The following is a 22,309-nucleotide window of genomic DNA, read 5'->3' as shown; positions in this document are numbered from 1 at the left end:
ATTCAAGTTAACTGGCATTGATATATCTCCACTTAAAAACAGTGTCTAAAGAGTAAGGAATAAGTGGGGATGAAGAAAACCCTTTCTGATGGAAGTTTCGCTTTATAATAGCGGTTTAAGCCCATTCGTTCGTTTTTCTTGATTAAGTATAGAGTAAAGTGCCTTTTCAAGTGTTTGGCGATTTTTCTCAGTGATTTCCTGTTTTCTTGGAATCGGTTGATATAAATTTTCAGGATCGTCCCATTCTTTAGGTAGCGTGATATTTGCTTTCTCTTGCCAATGATCGATCCAATCGTCTGGTAAACTTCCATAACAGTTTGAGTTTTCAGTCATTTCCGTCCAAATAAGGGCCCATGCACGGGGCACGACTCTCCATATATCATAACCCCCGCCTCCAACGGCAATCCATTTACCATCACAATAACGGTGAGCGATTTCGTGAGCAAGTTTAGGGATTTCACGGTATATTTTCATTGTTGCGGATAAATGAGTAAGTGGGTCATAGTAATGGGCATCAGCACCATTTTGCGTTAATATCACGTCCGGTTTAAAAAATTCAGCCACTTCAGTCAGTGCGGTCGTATAAGCAAATAACCATGATTCGTCCTCTGTGAAAGCATCAACAGGAATATTAAATGAAAAGCCATATCCTTTCCCTTGACCACGTTCGTTTACATTACCTGTACCGGGAAATAAATACCTTCCAGTTTCATGTATCGATAACGTACAAACATTTGGGTCATCATAAAAAGACCATTGTACTCCGTCTCCATGATGAGCATCTGTATCAACATAGAGAACTCTGGCTTTATATTTTTCTTGTAAATATTTAATTGCAACGGAGCTATCATTATAAATACAAAAACCAGATGCTTTTCCTCTAAAGCCGTGATGAAGTCCGCCTCCTAAATGGAGAGCGTGGTCAGCTTTTCCAGACATTACTTGATCAACTGCGGTTAATGTTCCACCTACAAGCAAGGAACTTGCTTCATGCATATTTGTGAAAATTGGCGTGTCATCGGTCGCTAGACCAAAGCTTTCTGCTAACTCTTCCGAAAGCTGGCCATGTCCAGCTTTTTTAACAGCATTGATATATTCTGGACTATGAATTAAAAGAAGTTCTTCTTCGGTGGCGGTACGTGGTGGGATAATATCATGATCAGAAATGGCGCCTATTCTCCTTAGCAAATCAATGGTAAGTTTTAGTCGCTGTTGGTTGAAAGGATGGTGGCTATTGAATTTATATTTAAGCAATTCTTCTGAATAGACGAAAACAGAACGCTTTGTCATGATGAAACACCTGGCATATTAGGCCAAAGAACGTCAAATCCAGCCGTCTTCAAATCAGTGATAATATTAATGGGGTTCATTGTTTGAACCCTGAACACAAGAATCTTATAATTGTCATCCTGCTTGTAAGGATAGACTAGAACACTAGATATATTGGCCTTTCTGGCACTTATGATTGAGGCCACACGGTTAAGCATTCCATCTTTATTTGCTACCTTTACTTCTATTTGCGAACCCGGTTGGTCCGCACCCATTAGTGCGACTAGTGCATGAAGTAAATCAGTTTCAGTGATGATCCCAACAATTTTTTGATCTTTAGTTACTGGGAGGCAACCGATATGATGCTCGTAAAAAAGCGCAGCTATTTCTTCTACGAAATCAAGTGGATGACAGGTAATGACATTCGTTGTCATAATATGTTCTAGTGGTTTTTTTAAAATTTCGTCATTTGGATTATTAAGGAATCTAGATGGAAGTGCGTCTCTGAGATCCCGATCGGAGACTAAACCGATAAGCCTATCGTGTTCATCAACTATTGGTAAATGTCTAATCCGATTCTTTTCTAATACTTGACATGCCTCAGCAATCGTATTGTGCTTATCCAGAGTGGATAAGTTCGTTTTCATAATCTCTTCTACAATCACAGTAGAAATCCTCCTCGTAACATGAGTTCCTATACGTTAGTACATAAACCGGTTCATAAAACGTATTCGGTCAAACTTCTCAATTGATTCTAAACTGACTCGTTTTCCAATGCGTACCATTAGACAGTTTGCGGGATGGGAACATATTTCAGGATCGTCGGTCGCATACCATACGAGACCTCCAACACTCATCATTTTTTCTAAAACTTTACGATAGTCCCAAACGTTTAACCCGGTATTTTTCAAGTCCCAATGCCAGTAATATTCCGTTGTAATGATGATGAAATCTTCCACAGCTTCGTCCATCATCGATATAATTAAGAGATTTTTCCCAACATGAGCACCACGAAACTTCGGGATAACCTCAATCGCTCCAAGTTCAATCAAATTATCCATACCTGCTTCAGACCACCGTTCAAGTGGATCTGGATAGAGATAGGTGACATATCCAACGATAACCTGTTCATGTCTGGCAATAATTATTCGACCTTCAGGAAGCGCTGCAATCTCAATTAGCGCTCTGTGTTGTTTCTCCGGTGTCCGAAATGCTACTAAGTCATGGTGGAACTCTAGCTTTTCAAGTTGTTCCGGTGGAATTGGACCCTCTATTATTAGAACTCCATGGTTTGTTTCTAATTCTTTGGAATGGTATTGTTTTCTATGTTCCATTGATTCACCACCTTGAAATAGTCCTCTCTATTATACATGAAAATATAAGTGATAAAGCATTTTAATAAAATTTTCAGTCTTTTCAACAGCTAAGTTACAAAGATGAAACATAAAAAATGTTTAGTGTAAATAATTTTAAAATTGTGAAAATACTTTATCTATATTATAATAAACATTAAACAAATCGAAGCAAAGGGGGATGGATCAATGAGTGTGCAAGCGCTACCATCTATTCAAGGAAAGCATAATCTGAAAAACTATGATGAAGTATACAAAGATTTTAATTGGCAGGAAACTGAGAAACATTTCTCCTGGTATGAAACAGGGAAGGTGAATATGGCTTACGAGGCAATCGATCGCCATACAGAAGGTTTCCGTAAAAATAAAGTTGCCTTGTACTATCAAGATGCAGCCCGTAAAGAAAGATACACCTTTAATGAAATGAAGGAGTATTCAAACCAAGCAGGAAATGTACTTAAAACATATGGGAATGTTAAAAAGGGAGATAGAGTATTCATCTTTATGCCACGCTCCCCGGAGTTGTATTTTAGCGTCTTAGGGGCGACTAAGCTAGGGGCCATTGTCGGACCGTTGTTTGAGGCGTTTATGGAAGGAGCTGTTCGTGATCGTTTGCAAGACAGTGGCGCAAAAGTCATTATAACAGTTCCAGAACTATTACCTAGGATCCCAGTAGATGAGTTGCCAGATTTAAAACATATTTTTCTTGTTGGAAACAATATAGAAGAAACGGATAAAGTGTTAGATTTTAATGCTAAGATGGCAGAGGCAAGTAAATCACTTGAGATTGAATGGGTAGATCGTAATGATGGGTTAATTTTACACTACACATCTGGTTCGACTGGAAATCCGAAGGGAGTCCTTCACGTCCATAATGTCATGGTTCAGCAATATCAAACGGCCAAATGGGTACTTGATCTCCAGGAGGAAGATGTTTATTGGTGTACAGCAGATCCAGGATGGGTAACAGGAACGGCTTACGGGATTTTTGGCCCATGGTTAACAGGAACATCCAATGTGATTATCGGAGGACGTTTTAGTCCTGAATCATGGTATAAAATGATCGAAGAATATGGTGTTACAGTATGGTATAGTGCACCGACAGCATTCCGTATGTTAATGGGTGCTGGGGACGAAGTGATTAAGAAATTCAACCTAAGCAGTCTGCGCCATATATTGAGTGTAGGAGAACCATTGAATCCAGAAGTTGTCCGGTGGGGGATGAAGGTATTTAATTTACGCATTCATGATACTTGGTGGATGACGGAAACTGGTGCGCAGCTCATTTGTAATTTTCCTTGTATGGAAATTAAGCCAGGTTCTATGGGAAAACCAATTCCTGGTGTGCAAGTAGCAATTGTCGATGATCGTGGTGAAGAGCTTCCTCCATATCGGATGGGGAATTTAGCAATAAAAAAAGGCTGGCCTTCGATGATGAATACGATTTGGAACAATCAGCAAAAATATGAATCGTATTTCATGCCAGGAGATTGGTATGTTTCAGGCGATTCAGCTTATATGGATGAAGATGGATATTTCTGGTTCCAAGGGCGTATTGATGATGTCATTATGACATCCGGCGAACGTGTCGGACCTTTTGAAGTTGAAAGCAAACTTGTTGAACATCCAGCTGTTGCAGAAGCGGGTGTAATCGGGAAACCAGACCCAGTTAGGGGAGAGATAATTAAAGCATTCATTGCCTTGAGAGAAGGATATGAACAAACAGATGAATTAAAAGAAGAGATTCGACAGTTTGTAAAACAAGGTTTAGCAGCCCATGCTGCACCAAGAGAAATAGATTTTCGTGATAAACTTCCCAAAACTCGTAGTGGAAAAATTATGCGACGCGTGTTAAAAGCGTGGGAACTAGATTTACCGACAGGTGATTTATCTACAATGGAAGATTAATTAAGTATGAGGGAAAATAAACAACCGTGCAAATTTGCACGGTTGTTTTGCCTTTACTCTTCAGTATTTGAAGTTGGGGGCTCCTCTGCTGGTGGTGCTTCAGGCGCAACTGGAGGATTAGGGTTTTCAGGTGTTTCTTCTGGTTCTTTTGGTGGCTTCGTCGTTTCTGGTTCCTGCGGCTTTTCTTCACCAATATTGATGAGATTAGAAGGAGCTGATTCTTGCCCCGCGATGTCAACGGCAGTCACGTAATACGAGCCGTTTCCAGCTGTAAAGGATAGATTCGTACCTGCTTTAATGCTGCTAACTCTCCTGCCATTATGATAGATACGGTAGCCAATTACATCATTTTCCGGATGTTGTCCCCATGTTAATGTATTGCCATTTGCCCTAAGTTCGATGGTAGCAGGTACACGACCATTTTCAGCAAGCTGTGAATTTGCTACAAGGAGGTTAGACCAAGCTTCTTGCTGTGGAATAAGCTGTGATGTGTTTCGAATCTTATGCCCGATCAAGCTTTCCATATAGGTTGGGTCAAGAGTGACTCCTCCGAATTCGACAAATTCAGATGGCGTTGACTCATGTGCGAAATAACGTTTATCACCAATCGTTACAAATCGATTCGAAGAAAGGGTATCATCGACTTTTGTTGGTACGAATTTTGAATTGTAAATGTCGGTACGAACAAGTCCAGCATCCGCACATGCTTGTGATGGGAGTAAACCGGATGCACCACAATAAGATCTTCTGACGATTCCACCGGGCATTTCAATGCGATTTGGTGGGTCGACAAGTTTGGGAGCAACATCATACGCAGCATTCATTAAATCAGCCCATAAATAAACATTTCTTGTCCCATAGGTTAGCCCTTTGTAATTTCGTTCAAGTGGTTTTAACGTATCATAACCATTCCAAACACCAAAAGTTACGTTCGGGTTCGTTGCTACAAACCATGAATCATAATAATTATGTCCAGTTCCTGTTTTTCCTGCCCAATCTGATCTGAACTTGAGACGATTATTTAACGAGGCTGCTGTACCACGATTGATGACATCACGCATCATATCAAACGTTAAATAAGCTGTTTGTGGGCTAAAAACTTCAACAGGTTCAATTTTATGTTGATAAATAACATTGCCGTCCTTATCGTTAATTTTATCAATTAAATACGCATCAATGAATTTACCGCTATTGGCAAATGTACCAAAAGCATTTACATTTTCTTCTACTGTCACACCGCCAATAGATCCAAGCGCTGCAGACAAGTTAACATGGTCATCTTCTGTTAAGGATGTAAATCCCATTTTTTCGAGATAGGATGTAGGTCTTTGGTGAATGATGTTTTTATAAGCGAGTACAGCTGGCACATTGTAAGATCTCGTTAATGCATATCGAACAGAGGTCAACCCGCTGTATCTTCTGTCATAGTTATTCGGCCAAGCTCGACTAGAACCATTCAAGTAAACTTCGACGTCAGGGAGGACACTCCCAGGTTGGAAGGCTCCAAGTTCCATTGCCGGTGCATAGACGAGCAATGGTTTCATTGTCGATCCATTTTGTCTTTTAGCGACTGTTGCGTGATTTGTCTGTTCACGATTAAAGTCACGGCCACCGACAAAACTGATAATTTTCCCGGTTTTATTTTCAATTAGGATGGCGCCAACTTCAACTGGCTCCATGACGGTTTCTATTTCGCCAGTTTCAGGATTAGTCTTTTGTTGTGGTTTATCATTTCCGTAATAAGGAAAATTCTTAGCGACCTCTTGCATGCGATCGTATATATCTTTATTGATCGTCGTATGAACACTATAGCCGTTTTGACGAAGATCGCGGTCTGCTAAAGCTAAAAACTCTGCCCTTAAGTTTTTATCGGCCTCTAAATCTTCCTGTTCATAGCCACTGTTCTCAGCTAAAATCTTTGCAAGAATTTCCACTGCACGTTTTTCAATTTCAAAAGTGAGATATGGATATTCATCAATGGTATGTCCATTACCGGCATCTTCAATAAAATCTTTCGTTATATCATAATTAATTGCCTCGTTGTATTCCTCTTCGGTTATTACTCCCCTGTTGTGCATTCTTGATAACACGGTTTTCATTCGGTTGATTCCCGGTTCAAGATTTGCTTTCAGCTTCCCTTTGTCACTGCTAAATGGAGTATAACCAAAAGGACTTTGTGGTAATCCAGCAATGAATGCTGCTTGCGGTAATGATAAATCTTTTACATCGACGCCAAAGATTCCTTGCGCCGCTGCTTTGACTCCGGCAATATTATCTCCAGAAGCATTTCGACCAAATGTAGAGACGTTTAAATAGGCTTCTAGAATCTCCTCTTTATCAAAAAACTTTTCAAGTCGAAGTGCGAGGAGAATTTCCTTCGCTTTCCGTTCAAATGAGACTTCATTTGTTAAGATTTGATTTTTAATAAGCTGTTGTGTTAACGTACTGCCGCCAGATTGAGTAGCCGAGTTCGTCACTTCTTGAAACAATGCCCGTAAAATGGCTTTTGGAACGACTCCCTCATGCTCATAAAAATACTCGTCTTCAGTCGCGATGACAGCATCGATTAAGGATTGTGAAACATCTTCTAACTTGACTTCCTCACGATATAAATCCGTTCTCAGTTTCCCTAGATAAACATTATTGTCAAAGTATAAATCTGAAGTTTCTTCATAATTATAAATATCTTTTTCCATTTGTTCATATGAGCGGATTGGTTCATCCTTTACGAGTGAAGCGAAATAACCTGCAAAAGCGCCACCTGCAAAACCTGCGCCGATTACTCCAATAATTAAAAATAACAAAATTAAGTTCCAAACGACATTATAGGTGATTCTTGCACTTTTAAGTGTTCGTTTATGTGTTAAAAAGGTCTTCAATGTGGACAGATGATGTTTCCATCCACGTTTATTTTCATTCATTTAGCACTCCCCCTAAAATCACATACATTATAGCATAAACAAGGGAAGAGAAAGGACAGGAGTCGACATTTTCCTAATATTTTCAGTTTGAGTTTGACAAAGATTACGATTATATGGTAAAAATGCTTTATTAAGTTCATATAAAAGGCGAAGAATGGAATAAGTAGTTTTTCTATCCATGTTTCAGAAAGCTGGCGGTTGCTGCGAGCCAGTACAAATAGAAGAATGAATTACTTCCTGGAGCTGCCGTTGTGAAATCAAGTGAAATTAGCAATGGACGGGGAAACCGTTAAATGTTTGAGTGGAAAACGTAGGTTATTTTTGTTTTCAAGCTGGGTGGTACCGCGCTATAAGCGTCCCTGCATTTCGATGCAAGGGCGCTTTTTTTGCGTGTAAAGATATGATAAATGGAGGAACATGTTATGGAATTACTGGAAGATTTAAAATGGAGAGGGATTATTTATCAGCAAACGGATGAAGATGGACTTGCTGAATTACTTAATAACGAAAAAATATCACTCTATTGTGGAGCTGATCCAACTGCAGACAGCTTGCATATCGGTCATTTAGTACCATTTTTAACTTTGCGCCGGTTTCAAGACCATGGACATCGCCCCATCGTTTTGGTTGGCGGTGCAACAGGATTAATTGGTGATCCAAGCGGCAAAAGTGAGGAGAGAAACTTACAAACGTTAGAAGTCGTCGAGAAAAATGTTCAAGGAATCCAAAAGCAGCTTGAGCAGGTTTTTCAATCCGAAGGTGACAATGCAGCAATCATGGTGAACAATTATGATTGGACAAGTAAACTAGATATTATCACCTTCCTGCGCGATTTTGGAAAGCATATAGGAATTAATTATATGCTTGCCAAAGACACGATTTCTTCTAGGCTTGAAACGGGTATTTCCTTTACCGAATTCACCTACACGATTTTACAAGCGATGGATTTTCTTCATCTATATGAAAACTATAATTGTAAAATGCAAATTGGCGGTAGTGATCAATGGGGCAATATAACGACTGGACTTGAATTGATTCGTAAAATGGCACCTGAAGGTTCGAAGGCATATGGGATGACGATTCCTCTCGTCACAAAATCGGACGGGACGAAATTTGGAAAAACGGCTGGTGGAGCGGTTTGGCTTGATCCAGAAAAAACCTCACCGTATGAATTCTACCAATTCTGGATTAATACTGCTGATGCAGATGTCGTAAAGTATTTGAAATATTTTACTTTCCTTTCACGCAACGAAATTGAGGCGTTAGAGGAGTCGCTTCAAACAGAAGCCCATTTAAGAAAGGCGCAAAAAGCGCTGGCTGAAGAAATGACGCGGTTGATTCATGGAGAAGAAGCTCTTCAACAAGCGATAAAAATTTCAGAGGCCTTGTTTAGTGGAAATGTGAAAGAATTATCGGCTGCGGAAATTAAACAAGGCTTCAAAGATGTTCCTTCGTTTGAAGCTTCAGCTGATGAAGATTGGCTGCTCGTTGATTTACTTGTTACGGCGAAAATATCTTCGTCTAAGCGGCAGGCTCGTGAAGATATTACAAACGGTGCTATATCTATTAATGGTGAAAAAGTTACAGATGCAAATTACGTGTTAAGTGGCGCTGACCAGATTGAAAATCAATTCACGATTATACGTCGCGGCAAGAAAAAGTATTTCCTTATTAAATATTAAATGAAAAAAACCTTCCGGCGTATGTCGGAAGGTTTTTGTTAACATAATAAATCGTCATAATATTTTTGAATTTTGTTCACAGATCCAACATAAATAGCGGTTGAATCTATGTTAAGTTTAAACTATGAAGATTTCAATATTTTTAAATATTTAAAACCTATCATTCTGTTTTATCGATCATCTTATGTTTCTTCTTCATTATGGCTAATTTCCTCACTAATTACAGCATTGATGGCTACGGGATGATCTGTAGCAAATCCTTCTTTAATGAAATTCAATTTTCTTTGAAAAGTTTAAATTAGGATATTTCATTGGTGCGAACCACTTCTGAAATATTTTAATCTATAAAATTTGAAATTTTAAGGAGGGTTTAATTAATGGCTATTATGCGTTTAGGAAGAGTTGAAGTACGTTGTCCGAACTGGGAGAAATCAGTTGATTACTACAAAAGAGTTATCGGATTAATTGAAACTGCCCGTGAAGAGGACAGAGTTTATCTGAAAGCATGGGATGAGCATGACCATCATAGTGTCATTTTGAAAAAAGCTGACAATGCCGGATTGGAACATTTAGCTTTTAAATGTGAATTTGCTTCAGATTTAGAACTTTATGAACAAAAATTAAATAATTATGGAATTGATACAGAGCGAGTGCCTGCTGGAACTCGAATTGCAGAAGGAGAAGCAGTTCGTTTTACTTTACCTACTGGACAAATCGTAGAACTATACTACGAAATCGAAGTTGTAGGTAATGGATTATCTCTTCTCAATCCTGACCCATGGCCAGACGGGTTAATCGGAATGCATCCGACACGCCTTGATCATCTTTTAATTGCTGGGGAGGACGTTGATGGTGCAATAAAAATATTTACAGACATTTTTGACTTCCACGTAAGTGAGCAATTAGTGGCTGGGGAAAAGAATGATCAAACGATTGCTAAATGGTTATTCAAAACAAATACTGCTCACGACATCGCTATTATTAAAGGACCACAAAATAAACTTCATCACTTTGCATTCTGGTTAGATGAGTGGGTAGAACTACGACATGCTGCCGATATCATGTCGAAAAATGATGTCATGATCGATGTGGGACCAACTCGTCATGGAATTACAAGAGGGACAACGATTTACTTCTTTGACCCTTCTGGAAATCGTAATGAAGTGTTCTGTGGTGGCTATATCACCTACCCTGATTCACCAACAATCACATGGACAGAGGATACAATCGGTAAAGCAATCTTCTATTTTGAAAGAGAATTAAATGAAAGGTTCACAACAGTCGTTTCGTAGCAAAACTATGAACTGTAAAGGAAGTTTCTCACGTTCGGTTTAAATGTAAGCGGTTGCAAAAAAGAGGAACTTCCTTGAAATTATGAATACAAAAATAATGTAAATTTAAGGAGATGTTAACTATGGAGACATTTAAAATCGAGGTAAACGGAAAAGAAATTTTAGTTAAGGAAAATGAAACGATCTTAAATGGCTCTATACGTCAAACTGGTGGCATTTTTGTTGGCTGTAAAGGCGGCGCATGTGGGATGTGCAAGATTAAAATTACGACTGGTGAAACGGTAGATGGGGTGTATTCAAAATCTGCTTTACCTGATGAAGAATATGCTTCTGGATATCGACTAGCTTGTCAAAGTAAGCCAGCATCAGACATGAGTATTATACCTATTAGGGAAAGGAATAAAGTATTGAGGTAAGTAACATAGTGCCAGAGGGCATTTTTTCTCAATAGATACTATGTTATTTCCGATGAATTCAATCTAAGAATTAATAAATAAAATGACACCTGAAAAATGAGAATTGCTCGAGAATCAGAAAAAGCGCGGTTCGATTGAATGTGGCCAGGAGGGGATTACATGAAATATATAGAAAAATACGCAATAACCAGTGAACTTGCTAAAAAAATGATTGATGCGGCTGAACAAAAAGCAAAAGAATTAGGGATTGCTGTCAATATAACCATTGTTGATGATGGTGGAAATTTAGTTAGCTTTTCAAGAATGAATCATGCCCCATTGTTAAGTATTGGTATTTCCCAAAATAAAGCATACACAGCGATTGCATTTGGAAAACCGACCTCTGAGTGGTATCCAATGATAAAAGATGAACCTGCATTATTAAATGGAATTGTCCATACTCCTAAGCTAGTCATTTTCGGTGGTGGTTTTCCTATTAGAGTAGACGGAAAAATAATCGGAGGAATTGGGGTTAGTGGTGGCAGTGCAGAACAAGATGAACTGTGCTGTGAAGCAGCTCTTAAACTAATGGAATAAACGTGTATGGAGCATTGATACCACTTTTTACAGCATTTCAGTAAAAGCTCCTGATTATCCGATTATTGATGAAAATAACAATGTGAACAATTTTTCAAATAAAAGGCACCATGAATTACATATTATTTCGACTTACGCTTCCTTCAGAAATCCAACGTTTTTACGAAATTGTGATTAATAGAAACCAAGTAGATTTCAATTTGATTGGAGTGAAACAGATTGACTACTGAAACGAGGGAATTTGCAGACCTACTTGCCCATGCCGAATTTTCAGGAACTGGTATCGGCCCGCTTACTTCAGTAAACCCTGACTTATCGCCGGTTGAAGCTTATCATATTCAACTTGAAAATATTCAAAGGAAACTAAACGCCGGACAAACAATAGTTGGAAAGAAAATTGGATTAACTTCACTTGCGATGCAAAAATTGCTTGGTGTAGATGAGCCAGATTACGGGCATTTATTAGACTCGATGGTTGTGGAAAATGGTGGAACTGTATCGATGGATAAAGTTTTACAGCCACGAGTAGAAGGTGAAATCGCATTTATTTTGAAAAAGGATTTATGTGGACCAAATATTACGACACTTGATGTGCTACAAGCAACAAAGTATGTAGTCCCGGCATTGGAGATTGTTGGGAGCAGAATTATGGATTGGAAAATAAAGTTAGCAGATACCATTGCCGATAACGCCTCTAGTGGCCTTTATGTGTTAGGTGGAAAACCAACGCACATTGAGGACATAAACCTTGAACAAATCGGAATGGTGTTAATGAGAAATGGGCACATCGTCAACACGGGTGTGGGTGCTGCAGCACTTGGAAATCCAGCGACTTGTGTCGCTTGGTTAGCAAATAAATTATCACAATTTGATATTACGCTCAAAGCTGGGGAGGTTATTTTATCCGGAGCGTTATCAGCCATGGTCGTGGCAGAACCGGGCGATGTTTTTACAGCACGTTTTGCCCATATTGGTCAAGTAAGTGTAAACTTCAAAAAATAGGCATAGAAAGGAGCGGTCAACCAATGGGTAAAGTGAAAGTTGCTGTATTAGGTTCAGGAAATATCGGTACGGATTTAGTGATGAAACTTCGAAGATCATCCATATTGGAACTTACAACCGTTATCGGAATCGATCCAGCCTCAGACGGTTTAAGAAGAGCAAAGGAATTAGGTTATGTAACAATTGATACCGGTATTGACGGCTTTATTGAAAGACCGGAGTTAGCAGATATTATCTTTGATGCTACTAGTGCCAAAGCTCATGTTAGACACGCGAAATTACTGAAAGAAGCAGGCAAGCAAGTTCTTGACTTAACACCTGCGGCAGTAGGCCCATTTGTTAATCCTGCTGTCAATCTTGATGAACACCTTGAAGCAGATAATATGAATTTAATTACTTGCGGTGGTCAAGCGACTACCCCAATCGTTTATGCTGTAAATAAAGTCCAACCTGTAGAATATGCAGAAATTGTTGCCACAATCTCAAGTAAAAGTGCTGGTCCGGGAACGAGAGCAAACATTAATGAATTTATCGAAACGACAAACCTAGCGCTCGAAGTAGTCGGCGGCGCCAAACGTGGAAAGACGATATTAATTATTAACCCTGCCGAACCACCAATTATTATGAGAGACGCGATTCATATGCTCGTTGAAGGAAAAGTTGATCAGAAAGCAATTACCTCCTCGATTCGTGAGATGGAAAAGACCGTTCAAAGCTATGTTCCTGGTTATCGATTAAAACAAGATCCGCTTTTTGATGAAAATAAACTAACTGTTTTCATTGAGGTCGAAGGAGCCGGAGATTATTTACCAAAATATGCAGGGAATTTAGATATCATCACTGCTGCATCGGTAAAACTTGCTGAGGAATGGGCCAAACACCGAGCTAAGAAAGCTACAGTTTAAGAAAGGGGGAAACATAAATGAAAGCCAGTAAAGTCTTAATTACGGAAGTTGCCTTACGTGATGGCAGCCATGCAATTAGACATCAATTTACAATAGATCAAGTCGTTAATACTTCAAGGGCACTTGATGAAGCGAATGTCCCTTATATTGAAGTATCACATGGCGACGGGTTAGGAGGTTCTACTTTACAGTATGGATTATCACTAATCGATGAAATGAAATTGATTGAGGCAGCAGTTGCATCGGTCAAAAATGCCAAAATCGCTGTTCTATTATTACCTGGAATTGGTACTGATTCACAATTAAAGCAAGCAGCTGAGTTAGGGGCAAAGATGGCGAGAATTGCCACACATGTGACTGAAGCTGACGTTTCCCCTCATTATATTGATCTTGCAAAAAGCTTGGGACTTGAGACGGTTGGGTTTTTAATGATGTCACATATGGCGCCTACTGCAAAACTATTAGAGCAAGCAATGTTAATGGAAAGCTATGGTGCTGATACAGTTTATGTTGTTGACTCAGCTGGTGCAATGCTGCCACATGAAGTGAGAGAAAAAATACGGACATTAAAAGAACATCTTTCTGTGAATATCGGATTCCATGGGCATAATAATCTTTCATTAGCAATGGCTAATACATTAGCGGCGATTGAAGAGGGTGCGACAAGAATTGATGGTAGCATTCGCTGTCTAGGAGCAGGTGCAGGGAATACGCAAACAGAAGTATTAGCGGCTGTGCTAGATCGATTAGGAATCGATACAGGTGTTGATGTTTATAAAATGATTGATATTGCCGAAGAACTTGTCGCTCCAATTTTGGAAAAGCCTCAAGAAATTACGCGGGACAGTCTGATGTTAGGCTATGCCGGTGTTTACTCAAGCTTCCTATTGCATGCACAACGAGCTGCAAAACAATTTAATATTGATGCTCGAGATATTTTAGTTGAATTAGGGAAACTCAAAGTTGTCGGTGGTCAAGAAGATATGGTTGTTGAGATTGCAGCGGAGTTAGCGAATAAAAAGAACTTAAGTTTTCAAGCTTAACTCAGTACCCGATACTTTGGACTTTCGTTCTTTAATATGAAAAAGAGTTCACATAAATTGGGAGGGAGATGCATGAACAACGAGCAAATAAAACAAATTGCTGAATATTTATTAGATGGTGAAGTCGGAATCCATGAAGTTGTGAAAGTCACTGCTGAAATAAAGCCTGATTTGACTATGGATGAAGCGTACTTAGTTCAGGAAGAAATCGTTAAAACTAAGTTAAACGAAGGCAAAAAAATTATTGGACCTAAAATGGGTTTAACAAGTAGAGCAAAAATGAAACAAATGGGTGTTGACGAACCGATTTACGGATATGTCTTTGACTATATGCTTATTGATAATGGTGGTCAAGTGCCATTAAGTGAACTAATCCACCCGAAAGTAGAAGCAGAAATTGCCTTTATCATTGGGGAAGATATTGAGGGGCCTGGAATTACTGGTGCACAAGTATTGGCTGCTACTGACTATATTCTTCCGGCATTAGAAATCATTGATAGTCGCTATGAAAATTTTAATTTTACCTTACCAGATGTAATTGCTGATAATGCCTCTACATCAAGAGTCGTGTTCGGGACAACGATTAAAAAGCCTGAACAATTTGAGCTTGATTTAGTTGGCACGACATTAACAATTAATGGCGAGATTAAAGAGCTTGGGGCTGGGGCTGCTGTTCTTGGTCATCCGGCAAACTCCGTCGCCATGCTTGCCAATATGCTTGCTAGAAAAGGGAAAAAGGTGCAAAAAGGCGAGATTATTTTAACCGGTGGTATTACAGGTGCTGTTATGCTTACAAAAGGTGATATCGTTTCTGGAAAGTTTGATGGATTAGGTGAAGTTGTGTTTACAGTCGTTGAATAATAATTATCCGCTTGCCCAACATCTTTTGATGTTAATTATAAAAATTTCTAAAACTTGATTGGAGGAGATTTTTGTGTCAGTAGAAGCAGGGAAATACATTGACGTAAAAGGAGTTAACACACATTATCATGAGGATGGACAAGGGGAAGTGATTTTACTTATCCACGGTTCTGGTCCAGGGGTTTCGGCATGGGCTAACTGGCGTTTAGTTTTCCCAATTCTTTCTCAGCGTTTTCATCTTTACGCACCAGATGTCGTTGGATTTGGTTATACTGACCGACCAGAGGGAATTATCTATTCAATTGATGTTTGGGCAGATCATATGATTGATTTCATTGAAACCATTGGTGAAAAGAAAGTTTCCGTTATTGGTAACTCATTCGGTGGCGCAATTGCCATGCACATGGCTAAAAAACGTCCTGACCTTATCAACCGACTTATTTTAATGGGTAGTATGGGAATTGACCATCCTATTTCCGATGGCCTAGACCGGGTTTGGGGCTATACACCAAGCTTTGAAAATATGAAAGATTTAATCAAACTATTTGCTTACGATCAATCGATGGCCGAAAATGATGACTTAGTAGAAATGCGTTATAAATCGAGTATGCAAGAAGGCTTCCAAGAATCATTTTCCTCAATGTTCCCTGAACCTAGACAGCAACATGTTAGTGCCATGGCTCTGTCTATCGATCAACTTGGAAAAATCGATTTCCCTGTACTATTAATTCATGGAAGAGAAGATCGTGTCATCCCGATACAAGACACAAGCTATAAATTAGCACTTGCATTGCCAAATGCACAGCTGCATGTCTTCCCAGAATGCGGGCATTGGGTTCAAATTGAGAAAACAAAAGAATTTGCCGGGCAAGTTATTGAGTTTGTAAAAAAGGAAGAAATGGCGCTTTCCTAAAAGGAACTCGATATTTTATCAAAACCTGTATTCACTTCTAAAGTGAATATATCCAAGGGCATATCTTGGTTATTTCGTTTCTAAAAACTGCTTCGTTAAGTAAGGTTTTTTGGATACTTAACATGCCGAATAAAAAAGCTCTAGACGTTGGTATAACGCAATTTCTAGGGCTTTTATATATGTTATTTAAAAAGTAAGTCTATTAACGAGAGTAATATTCATAAATATAATGGAGGGAAGGTATTTGAACAAAAGGTTTGTATTCACGCTTATTATTATGTTAATAGCTTCAATAGTACCAAAAGTTATTTTAAACGAAACATTAGGGTATGTTCCTGTTTGGTTATCGTTTGTACAGCTCTTCCTTCTAATCATAGGATGTTTATTTTGTTTTTTTGTAGAAGGCTTTAAACCTTTTTTAAAATTTGCCATCATACTTGTTACGATTATTTTAGGAGAATTAATCATTAAATCTATTTCTAAAACATCCATTTGGATAACTTTGTTTGAGGGCGAATCTTTTATCGATCATTTCGGAAGCAGTATTCTCTTAAAACTTATAATGGTTATTCCTGTGATTTTCGTATTGCTTTTATTATTAAAATCAAGCAAAGCTTCCTACCTAACCAAGGGTGAATTGTCTATTAAAGCTAGTAAAATTGGTTTCCTAGGTATTGAGGATAATAGGATTAGCTGGGGAAAGCTTTCCATTATATCCGGCTTCTTAATTGCACTTGGTACACTGCTATTAACGCTGTTTACCGTAACAGGTTTATCTGTTCCAAGTGGAATTGATCAATTAGTTGTTTTCTTTCCTGTAATTATCTTATTAGCTTTGGCAAATTCTTTTTGTGAAGGGGTAATTTATAGAAGTGCCATATTAGGAACACTTAAAGAGGCTTTGCCGAAAAATTCTGTTATTCTCATAGCAGCCGTATTCTTTGGAATTGCTCACTATTACGGTGCTCCTAGTGGTATTGTCGGTGTATTTATGAGTGGCGTACTTGGATGGTATCTGTGTAGAAGCATGTACGAAACAACAGGCTTTGCCGCTGCATGGTTCATTCATTTCTTGCAGGATGTTGTGATTTTCTCTACTATATATTTGTTATTTGGGTATGCAAACTAATGCTTTTCAAGGCACTTGAAGAGAATATGTTTTTTATTGATTAAAGGGAGAGAGAAGGATGGGGAGATTAAGAAGTTTATTGTGCTGCTTTTTAATTGTGAGTTTTGTATTACAGCCTAGCATGGATACGAAACTTTCATCAGTATCTGCAGCAGAATTAGATGCGATAGATGTCGAGGAGTTTTTTGACACGGTTATCGCAGAAAAGATGGAAGAGGTTAATATTCCAAACTTAACAGTTTCAGTTGTATCTGAAGGAGAAGTCATTTTTGCAAAAGGGTATGGGTATGCGGATTATGAAACTAGGACACCTGTAGATCCAGAAACAACTCTTTTTCGAATTGGATCATCTTCAAAGGTGTTTACTTGGACAGCTGTGATGCAACTTGTTGAAGAAGGAAAGCTGGATTTAGATACGGACATTAACGAGTATCTAGACTTTGAGATTCCAAATACGCTTGAATACAAACGAGGAAATCCTCAAACTGAGCCAATTACAATTAGACATCTGATAAGTCATACACCAGGATTTGAGGATTACATGTCCGATGTTTTTTCGCTTTCTGAGGATAGTTTAATACCGCTTAGTCAAGCTGTCCGTGAACAGAGGCCTAAAAGAGTTTTTGCACCTGGTGAGGTAACGTCTTACTCGAATTATGGTACGACACTAGCAGGCTACATTGTCGAGGTTGTCTCAGGAGTACCTTTTGCACAATATGTTGAGGAACATATATATAAACCACTCGGAATGGAAAATAGTATGTTTCGGCAACCAATACCTAGTAAACTGGCCGATCAAATGTCTACCCCATATCGCTATGTCAATGGCGAGTATTTAAAAGCTAAATTTGAATTTGTTTCAGAGCCAGCAGGAAGCATGAGTAGTAGTGCATTAGATATGGCGAAATTTATGTTGGCATATCTTCAAGGGGGGCATTATGAAGGAGCTAGTATTTTAAAAGAAGAAACGGTTCAGAAAATGTTTTCTGAGCAGGATACTCAACATCCTCGTCTAAAAGGCATGGCCCATGGTTTTGTCACAGCGAACTATAATGGAAGGGATATATTCAAACATGCTGGTGGAATGATGCTTTATGATACGTTTCTCTTCTTAGTACCTGATGAGGAAGTTGGTTTCTTTATCTCTCATAGTGGTGGGAATTATTTTGTGAACGTAAGTATTTTTGAAGCTTTTATGGACCGCTATTTTCCTTCTGAAGAAATAGATTCACCAACGCCTGAACCGACTGTAAATATGGAACAGAGATCTAAACAATTTGTCGGGGAGTATTACCAAAATAGGCGCTCATTTACGACTGATGATGCATTTTTGAGCTTAATGATTGGAGTAATTAGAGTTAATGTAGATGATGAAGGGTATTTATTAGTGAATCATTTAGGGGAAACGAATCGATTCGTAGAAGTAGAGCCAGCCGTTTACAATAATGTTAGCGAAGAGCGAAACAACGATTATGGTGGTGATTTCAGTACGATTGTATTTGGTACAGATTCGCACGGTAGAACGATGCTGATGACTGATGGGCCGATGAGTTACTCAAAAGCAGCCTGGTACGAGTCAAGTGGGTTCACCTTCTTGATGCTAATTTCATCGTTACTATTCATCATTGCTAGTCTGCTATATTGGGGGATTAGGGCTATTGTTCGTAAAATACGTGGAAAAAATGTTTTAGAAGTTACCAAAGGTTCAAGATGGGCTAAGAGAGTAGCCGTTTTTCAAGGCTTACTTACTTTTATTTTCTTAGTTAGCTTTCTTGCGAATGGTCAACCTGACCCTGTGTACGGTTTAGCGAAATCGGCATTTACCGAACCTTCGGCACTTAGTGTATTTTTAGACAACATCGTGTCCTATGGGATCGGTTTAGTCACATTTGCGGTATTAGCTTATTCAGTAGTTTCATGGGTAAAAGGGTACTGGAAACTTGCTGGAAGAATTCATTATACGATGTTTGCTATTTTTTCAGCAGTTTTATCGTGGATATTTTATTTTTGGAATGTCTTTTAAAAAAATAGCAAAATTGACAGCTACGTATTGTTGAGTCGTTAATAGTAAAAAAAGTGAAATTAAAAATAAATAAAAGAGAAAAAACCCCTGAAACGTTGATTTAACAACACTTCAAGGGTTTTATTAGCATTAAAATGCATGAAGCTAATATTAACGAGAGTAGAACTCAACGATAAGTGCTTCGTTGATTTCAGCTGGAAGTTCAGAACGCTCTGGTAAGCGAGTGAAAGTTCCTTCTAACTTATCAGCATCAAATGTTAAGTAATCAGGTACGAAGTTGTTTACTTCAACTGCTTCTTTAACAATATCAAGATTGCGTGATTTTTCACGAAGAGTGATTGTTTGTCCTGATGCAACACGATATGATGGAATATCAACACGTGATCCGTCAACCATAATATGACCATGGTTTACAAGCTGACGTGCTTGGCGGCGAGTACGTGCTAAGCCAAGGCGGTAAACAACATTGTCTAAACGAGATTCTAATAGAGCCATGAAGTTTTCACCGTGTACGCCTTGCATTTTACCAGCTTTCACAAATAGTGAGCGGAATTGGCGCTCATTTACTCCATACATATGACGAAGTTTTTGTTTTTCTTGTAATTGCAATCCGTACTCGGAAAGCTTTTTACGTTGGTTTGGACCATGTTGTCCAGGAGCGTAAGGACGCTTTTCTAATTCTTTTCCAGTACCGCTTAGAGAGATTCCAAGACGGCGAGATAATTTCCAGCTTGGGCCGGTATAACGAGCCATGAATGACTCCTCCTTAGTTTTTATTTTGTAAAATAAAAACAGTTTGTGAGACTCAAGTTTATGGATATTTTGTTTTCATGCACCTTCGCCCTAGCAGCAGCGGGTTACACGATGCACCTTCAAACCTTTTAAATTTTGAGGAACAAAATATACACATAAATGGGTTCACATAGGCTGCGATATTTTACACAAACAATATTATATAATGTATAGAACATAAATGTCAAGGTTATTATGAGAAACCACAAAAACCTAACGGGCTATTTATACATAGTATGTAGAAAAAGGAGTGCTTACATGACCAAGAAAAGAATTGAAACTGAAGTGATTCATTCAGGTTACGATACAAAAGATTTTAACGATAGTCTTATACCGCCACTGTTTCAAACTAGTACATTTACCTTTTCCAATGCTAAACAAGGGGAACGAAGATTTGCAGGAGAGGAGGAAGGTTATATATATTCACGGTTGGGCAATCCAACGGTTACGATATTTGAAGAGCGTATTGCCCAATTAGAAAGTGCTGAAAAAGCGCTTGCTTTCAGTTCAGGAATGGCAGCCGTCTCTGCTGCTCTCGTTGCTCTAGTGAAAACGGGAGACCATATTCTTTGTTCGCAAGGAGTATATGGCTGTACTTTCGGCCTTCTTCAATTATTAAGAGAAAAGTTTCAAGTTGATCATGATTTTTGCCGGATGGCCACAAAGGAAGAAGTGAAAAAGGCAATCTTACCGAATACGACTTGTATTTATATTGAAACACCCATTAATCCAACGATGAAAATTGTTGATTTAGAAATGGTAGCGGAAGTAGGAAGGGAAAAAGGGATTCCTGTAGTTGTCGATAATACCTTCTGTTCTCCATATTTACAAAAACCTTTAGAACTTGGGTGTGATGTGGTCGTTCATAGTGCAACAAAATATATCTGTGGTCACGGAGATGTGATTGGCGGGGTTTTAGCTGGTAAGAGTGCATTTATGAAAAAAGTTGCGATGACGACGCAAAAAGATATTGGAGGTGTGATGTCGCCATTTGATGCTTGGTTATTAATCAGGGGATTAAAAACGCTGCCAATCCGAATGGATCGTCATTGTGATAATGCCGAAAAAATTTCAGTTGCTCTTGAGAAGCATCCAGGTATTATGGACGTCATTTATCCGGGCAAGCCAACAAATCCTGACTACATGATAGTGAAGAAACAAATGCGAAAGCCTGGTGGACTTATATCTTTTAGGATAAAAGGCTCAAAAGCGGATGCCCAAGCTTTTATGGATCGGCTGCAACTTGTGAAGATTGCCGTTAGTCTTGGGGATGCCGAAACATTGATTCAACATCCGGCAACAATGACACATTCTGTTGTTCCACAAGAAGCAAGAATCAGGATGGGTATTTTTGATAATATGCTTCGATTATCCGTTGGACTTGAGGCGTGGGAAGACATTTGGGAAGACTTAAAGCAGGCATTGGAAAGGTAAATACATCGAGGAAAAAGGGGGAATTTGTCGATAGATAAACAAAGGAATCTCGTTGGTAGTCCAGAAATGTAATTATAACTAGAAAAAGAGAAGGTTGTGTTCACAAAAGCTGACGGGAGAAAATGAATAAGGGGCGGATAGGAGAATGAGAACAAATTCCAAAGAAGCAATTGTCGATGCAGCAGTGTATTTATTTAACACGAAGGGTTTTAGCGGTACTTCTATTCGTGATATTGCAGCAAGGGCAGGTGTAAACCCGGCAAATATCTCCTATTACTTTCAAAATAAGAATGGCCTTTTAGAATATTGTTTTACCTCATATTTTGAAAACTACTTACACGAACTAGAAAAGGGTTATTCTTTAATAGAGGATGGCGCAAGGGTCTCTTTAAAAAAAATCGTCCAAAATTTGTTAAAATATCAGTTTCGGGATATCGAGTTGACGAGGTTTATTCTAAGAGAATTGACACTTGATACGCAAATAGTTAGAGAGGTTATGTCTACGTATCAAGTTAAGGAGCGTTATTTATTAAAGAAAGTAATTGAGAGAGGGATGAGGACGAAAGAGTTTCGAAGTCTTTCCGTACCCTATATTATTCTGCAACTAAAGAGCTTATTGACGACCCCTTTTTTGAATGTTCAATATGTAAATGAAGTTTTGCATCTCCTACCACATGAAAAGTATTTTGTTGAGAAGTATTGCCGTGAATTAGATCGATGGATTGATACGATATTGTGTGAACCAAGCGTAATAACGAATCGGAAGGCAGCATCTATTTAGTTATTTTTTA

The 22,309-nt window shown here is 38.7% G+C and carries 19 protein-coding genes and 1 other annotated feature; of the genes, 14 read left to right on the top strand and 5 right to left on the bottom strand.

All coding sequences use genetic code 11. The features are described from left to right. Nucleotides 1-102: 102 nt before the first annotated feature. Genes GNT69_RS09845 through GNT69_RS09835 form a run of 3 tightly spaced genes read right to left on the bottom strand, consistent with a single transcriptional unit; the run spans nucleotide 103 to nucleotide 2,603 of the window. Nucleotides 103-1,290 carry an acetoin utilization protein AcuC gene (locus GNT69_RS09845; protein ID WP_203554770.1) on the bottom strand — a complete coding sequence of 396 codons (1,188 nt, stop codon included), beginning with the start codon at nucleotides 1,288-1,290 and terminating at the stop codon, nucleotides 103-105. Further along, nucleotides 1,287-1,934 (bottom strand): CBS domain-containing protein, encoded by a 648-nt coding sequence (locus GNT69_RS09840; protein ID WP_203554769.1) that lies wholly within the window; start codon nucleotides 1,932-1,934, stop codon nucleotides 1,287-1,289. The genes GNT69_RS09845 and GNT69_RS09840 overlap by 4 nt, the downstream gene beginning before the upstream one ends. 36 nt (nucleotides 1,935-1,970) lie before the next feature. Further along, nucleotides 1,971-2,603, bottom strand: a complete 633-nt coding sequence (locus tag GNT69_RS09835) for a GNAT family N-acetyltransferase (protein WP_203554768.1) — start codon at nucleotides 2,601-2,603, stop codon at nucleotides 1,971-1,973. Nucleotides 2,604-2,810: 207 nt separating this feature from the next. Here GNT69_RS09835 and acsA point away from each other — a divergent pair, with 207 nt between their 5' ends. Further along, the gene (gene acsA, locus GNT69_RS09830; protein WP_203554767.1) at nucleotides 2,811-4,529 is read left to right on the top strand and encodes an acetate--CoA ligase; all 1,719 of its coding nucleotides are present in this window, start codon (nucleotides 2,811-2,813) and stop codon (nucleotides 4,527-4,529) included. Between the two features lie 53 nt (nucleotides 4,530-4,582). On the opposite strand, the gene GNT69_RS09825 is transcribed toward acsA, so the two are convergent. Further along, nucleotides 4,583-7,450 (bottom strand): transglycosylase domain-containing protein, encoded by a 2,868-nt coding sequence (locus GNT69_RS09825; RefSeq protein WP_203554766.1) that lies wholly within the window; start codon nucleotides 7,448-7,450, stop codon nucleotides 4,583-4,585. A 141-nt stretch (nucleotides 7,451-7,591) separates the two neighbouring features. Further along, nucleotides 7,592-7,814, top strand: a binding site (T-box leader). Nucleotides 7,815-7,872: 58 nt separating this feature from the next. On the opposite strand from GNT69_RS09825, the gene tyrS reads away from it, so the two are divergent. The 11 genes from tyrS to GNT69_RS09770 all read left to right on the top strand — a co-directional run bounded on the left by tyrS (nucleotide 7,873) and on the right by GNT69_RS09770 (nucleotide 19,292). Continuing rightward, nucleotides 7,873-9,132, top strand: a complete 1,260-nt coding sequence (gene tyrS / locus GNT69_RS09820; RefSeq protein WP_203554765.1) for a tyrosine--tRNA ligase — start codon at nucleotides 7,873-7,875, stop codon at nucleotides 9,130-9,132. 377 nt (nucleotides 9,133-9,509) lie between these two features. Beyond that, entirely contained in the window at nucleotides 9,510-10,424 is a 915-nt protein-coding gene (locus GNT69_RS09815) for a catechol 2,3-dioxygenase (RefSeq protein ID WP_203554764.1), read from the top strand. 122 nt (nucleotides 10,425-10,546) lie between these two features. Continuing rightward, nucleotides 10,547-10,840: a 2Fe-2S iron-sulfur cluster-binding protein gene (locus GNT69_RS09810; protein ID WP_203554763.1), complete on the top strand. Its 294-nt coding sequence runs from the start codon at nucleotides 10,547-10,549 to the stop codon at nucleotides 10,838-10,840. Nucleotides 10,841-10,999: 159 nt separating this feature from the next. Continuing rightward, nucleotides 11,000-11,416, top strand: a complete 417-nt coding sequence (locus GNT69_RS09805; RefSeq protein ID WP_203554762.1) for a GlcG/HbpS family heme-binding protein — start codon at nucleotides 11,000-11,002, stop codon at nucleotides 11,414-11,416. A gap of 219 nt (nucleotides 11,417-11,635) precedes the next feature. Further along, nucleotides 11,636-12,418 (top strand): 2-keto-4-pentenoate hydratase, encoded by a 783-nt coding sequence (locus GNT69_RS09800; RefSeq protein WP_203554761.1) that lies wholly within the window; start codon nucleotides 11,636-11,638, stop codon nucleotides 12,416-12,418. Between the two features lie 23 nt (nucleotides 12,419-12,441). Then, nucleotides 12,442-13,323: an acetaldehyde dehydrogenase (acetylating) gene (locus GNT69_RS09795; RefSeq protein ID WP_203554760.1), complete on the top strand. Its 882-nt coding sequence runs from the start codon at nucleotides 12,442-12,444 to the stop codon at nucleotides 13,321-13,323. 17 nt (nucleotides 13,324-13,340) lie between these two features. Beyond that, the gene (gene dmpG, locus GNT69_RS09790) at nucleotides 13,341-14,366 is read left to right on the top strand and encodes a 4-hydroxy-2-oxovalerate aldolase (RefSeq protein ID WP_203554759.1); all 1,026 of its coding nucleotides are present in this window, start codon (nucleotides 13,341-13,343) and stop codon (nucleotides 14,364-14,366) included. Nucleotides 14,367-14,438: 72 nt separating this feature from the next. Continuing rightward, nucleotides 14,439-15,227 (top strand): 2-keto-4-pentenoate hydratase, encoded by a 789-nt coding sequence (locus GNT69_RS09785; RefSeq protein WP_203554758.1) that lies wholly within the window; start codon nucleotides 14,439-14,441, stop codon nucleotides 15,225-15,227. Nucleotides 15,228-15,300: 73 nt separating this feature from the next. Beyond that, nucleotides 15,301-16,140, top strand: coding sequence for an alpha/beta fold hydrolase (locus GNT69_RS09780; RefSeq protein WP_203554757.1), 840 nt, complete (start codon nucleotides 15,301-15,303; stop codon nucleotides 16,138-16,140). A 244-nt stretch (nucleotides 16,141-16,384) separates the two neighbouring features. Then, the gene (locus GNT69_RS09775; protein ID WP_203554756.1) at nucleotides 16,385-17,269 is read left to right on the top strand and encodes a CPBP family intramembrane glutamic endopeptidase; all 885 of its coding nucleotides are present in this window, start codon (nucleotides 16,385-16,387) and stop codon (nucleotides 17,267-17,269) included. Nucleotides 17,270-17,327: 58 nt separating this feature from the next. Further along, complete coding sequence (locus GNT69_RS09770; RefSeq protein ID WP_203554755.1) at nucleotides 17,328-19,292, top strand: serine hydrolase; 1,965 nt, start codon at nucleotides 17,328-17,330, stop codon at nucleotides 19,290-19,292. 150 nt (nucleotides 19,293-19,442) lie between these two features. On the opposite strand, the gene rpsD is transcribed toward GNT69_RS09770, so the two are convergent. After that, entirely contained in the window at nucleotides 19,443-20,045 is a 603-nt protein-coding gene (gene rpsD / locus GNT69_RS09765; RefSeq protein WP_203554754.1) for a 30S ribosomal protein S4, read from the bottom strand. A 297-nt stretch (nucleotides 20,046-20,342) separates the two neighbouring features. Between rpsD and megL the strand changes: the two genes are divergently transcribed. After that, nucleotides 20,343-21,518 carry a methionine gamma-lyase gene (gene megL, locus GNT69_RS09760; protein ID WP_203554753.1) on the top strand — a complete coding sequence of 392 codons (1,176 nt, stop codon included), beginning with the start codon at nucleotides 20,343-20,345 and terminating at the stop codon, nucleotides 21,516-21,518. 145 nt (nucleotides 21,519-21,663) lie between these two features. Then, nucleotides 21,664-22,299, top strand: coding sequence for a forespore capture DNA-binding protein RefZ (gene refZ, locus GNT69_RS09755; RefSeq protein ID WP_203554752.1), 636 nt, complete (start codon nucleotides 21,664-21,666; stop codon nucleotides 22,297-22,299). Nucleotides 22,300-22,309: the final 10 nt, after the last annotated feature.

The sequence above is a fragment of the Bacillus sp. B15-48 genome (genome assembly GCF_016879755.1).
Lineage (GTDB): Bacteria > Bacillota > Bacilli > Bacillales > Cytobacillaceae > Mesobacillus_B.
This window is presented reverse-complemented; position numbering and strand designations above follow the sequence as displayed.

Coding starts and splice junctions, on each gene's coding strand:
- GNT69_RS09845 (WP_203554770.1), bottom strand. CDS start 1,290: ATGACAAAGCGTTCTGTTTTCGTCTATTCAGAAGAATTGCTTAAATAT.
- GNT69_RS09835 (WP_203554768.1), bottom strand. CDS start 2,603: ATGGAACATAGAAAACAATACCATTCCAAAGAATTAGAAACAAACCAT.
- acsA (WP_203554767.1), top strand. CDS start 2,811: ATGAGTGTGCAAGCGCTACCATCTATTCAAGGAAAGCATAATCTGAAA.
- GNT69_RS09825 (WP_203554766.1), bottom strand. CDS start 7,450: ATGAATGAAAATAAACGTGGATGGAAACATCATCTGTCCACATTGAAG.
- tyrS (WP_203554765.1), top strand. CDS start 7,873: ATGGAATTACTGGAAGATTTAAAATGGAGAGGGATTATTTATCAGCAA.
- GNT69_RS09815 (WP_203554764.1), top strand. CDS start 9,510: ATGGCTATTATGCGTTTAGGAAGAGTTGAAGTACGTTGTCCGAACTGG.
- GNT69_RS09810 (WP_203554763.1), top strand. CDS start 10,547: ATGGAGACATTTAAAATCGAGGTAAACGGAAAAGAAATTTTAGTTAAG.
- GNT69_RS09805 (WP_203554762.1), top strand. CDS start 11,000: ATGAAATATATAGAAAAATACGCAATAACCAGTGAACTTGCTAAAAAA.
- GNT69_RS09795 (WP_203554760.1), top strand. CDS start 12,442: ATGGGTAAAGTGAAAGTTGCTGTATTAGGTTCAGGAAATATCGGTACG.
- dmpG (WP_203554759.1), top strand. CDS start 13,341: ATGAAAGCCAGTAAAGTCTTAATTACGGAAGTTGCCTTACGTGATGGC.
- GNT69_RS09785 (WP_203554758.1), top strand. CDS start 14,439: ATGAACAACGAGCAAATAAAACAAATTGCTGAATATTTATTAGATGGT.
- GNT69_RS09770 (WP_203554755.1), top strand. CDS start 17,328: ATGGGGAGATTAAGAAGTTTATTGTGCTGCTTTTTAATTGTGAGTTTT.
- rpsD (WP_203554754.1), bottom strand. CDS start 20,045: ATGGCTCGTTATACCGGCCCAAGCTGGAAATTATCTCGCCGTCTTGGA.
- megL (WP_203554753.1), top strand. CDS start 20,343: ATGACCAAGAAAAGAATTGAAACTGAAGTGATTCATTCAGGTTACGAT.
- refZ (WP_203554752.1), top strand. CDS start 21,664: ATGAGAACAAATTCCAAAGAAGCAATTGTCGATGCAGCAGTGTATTTA.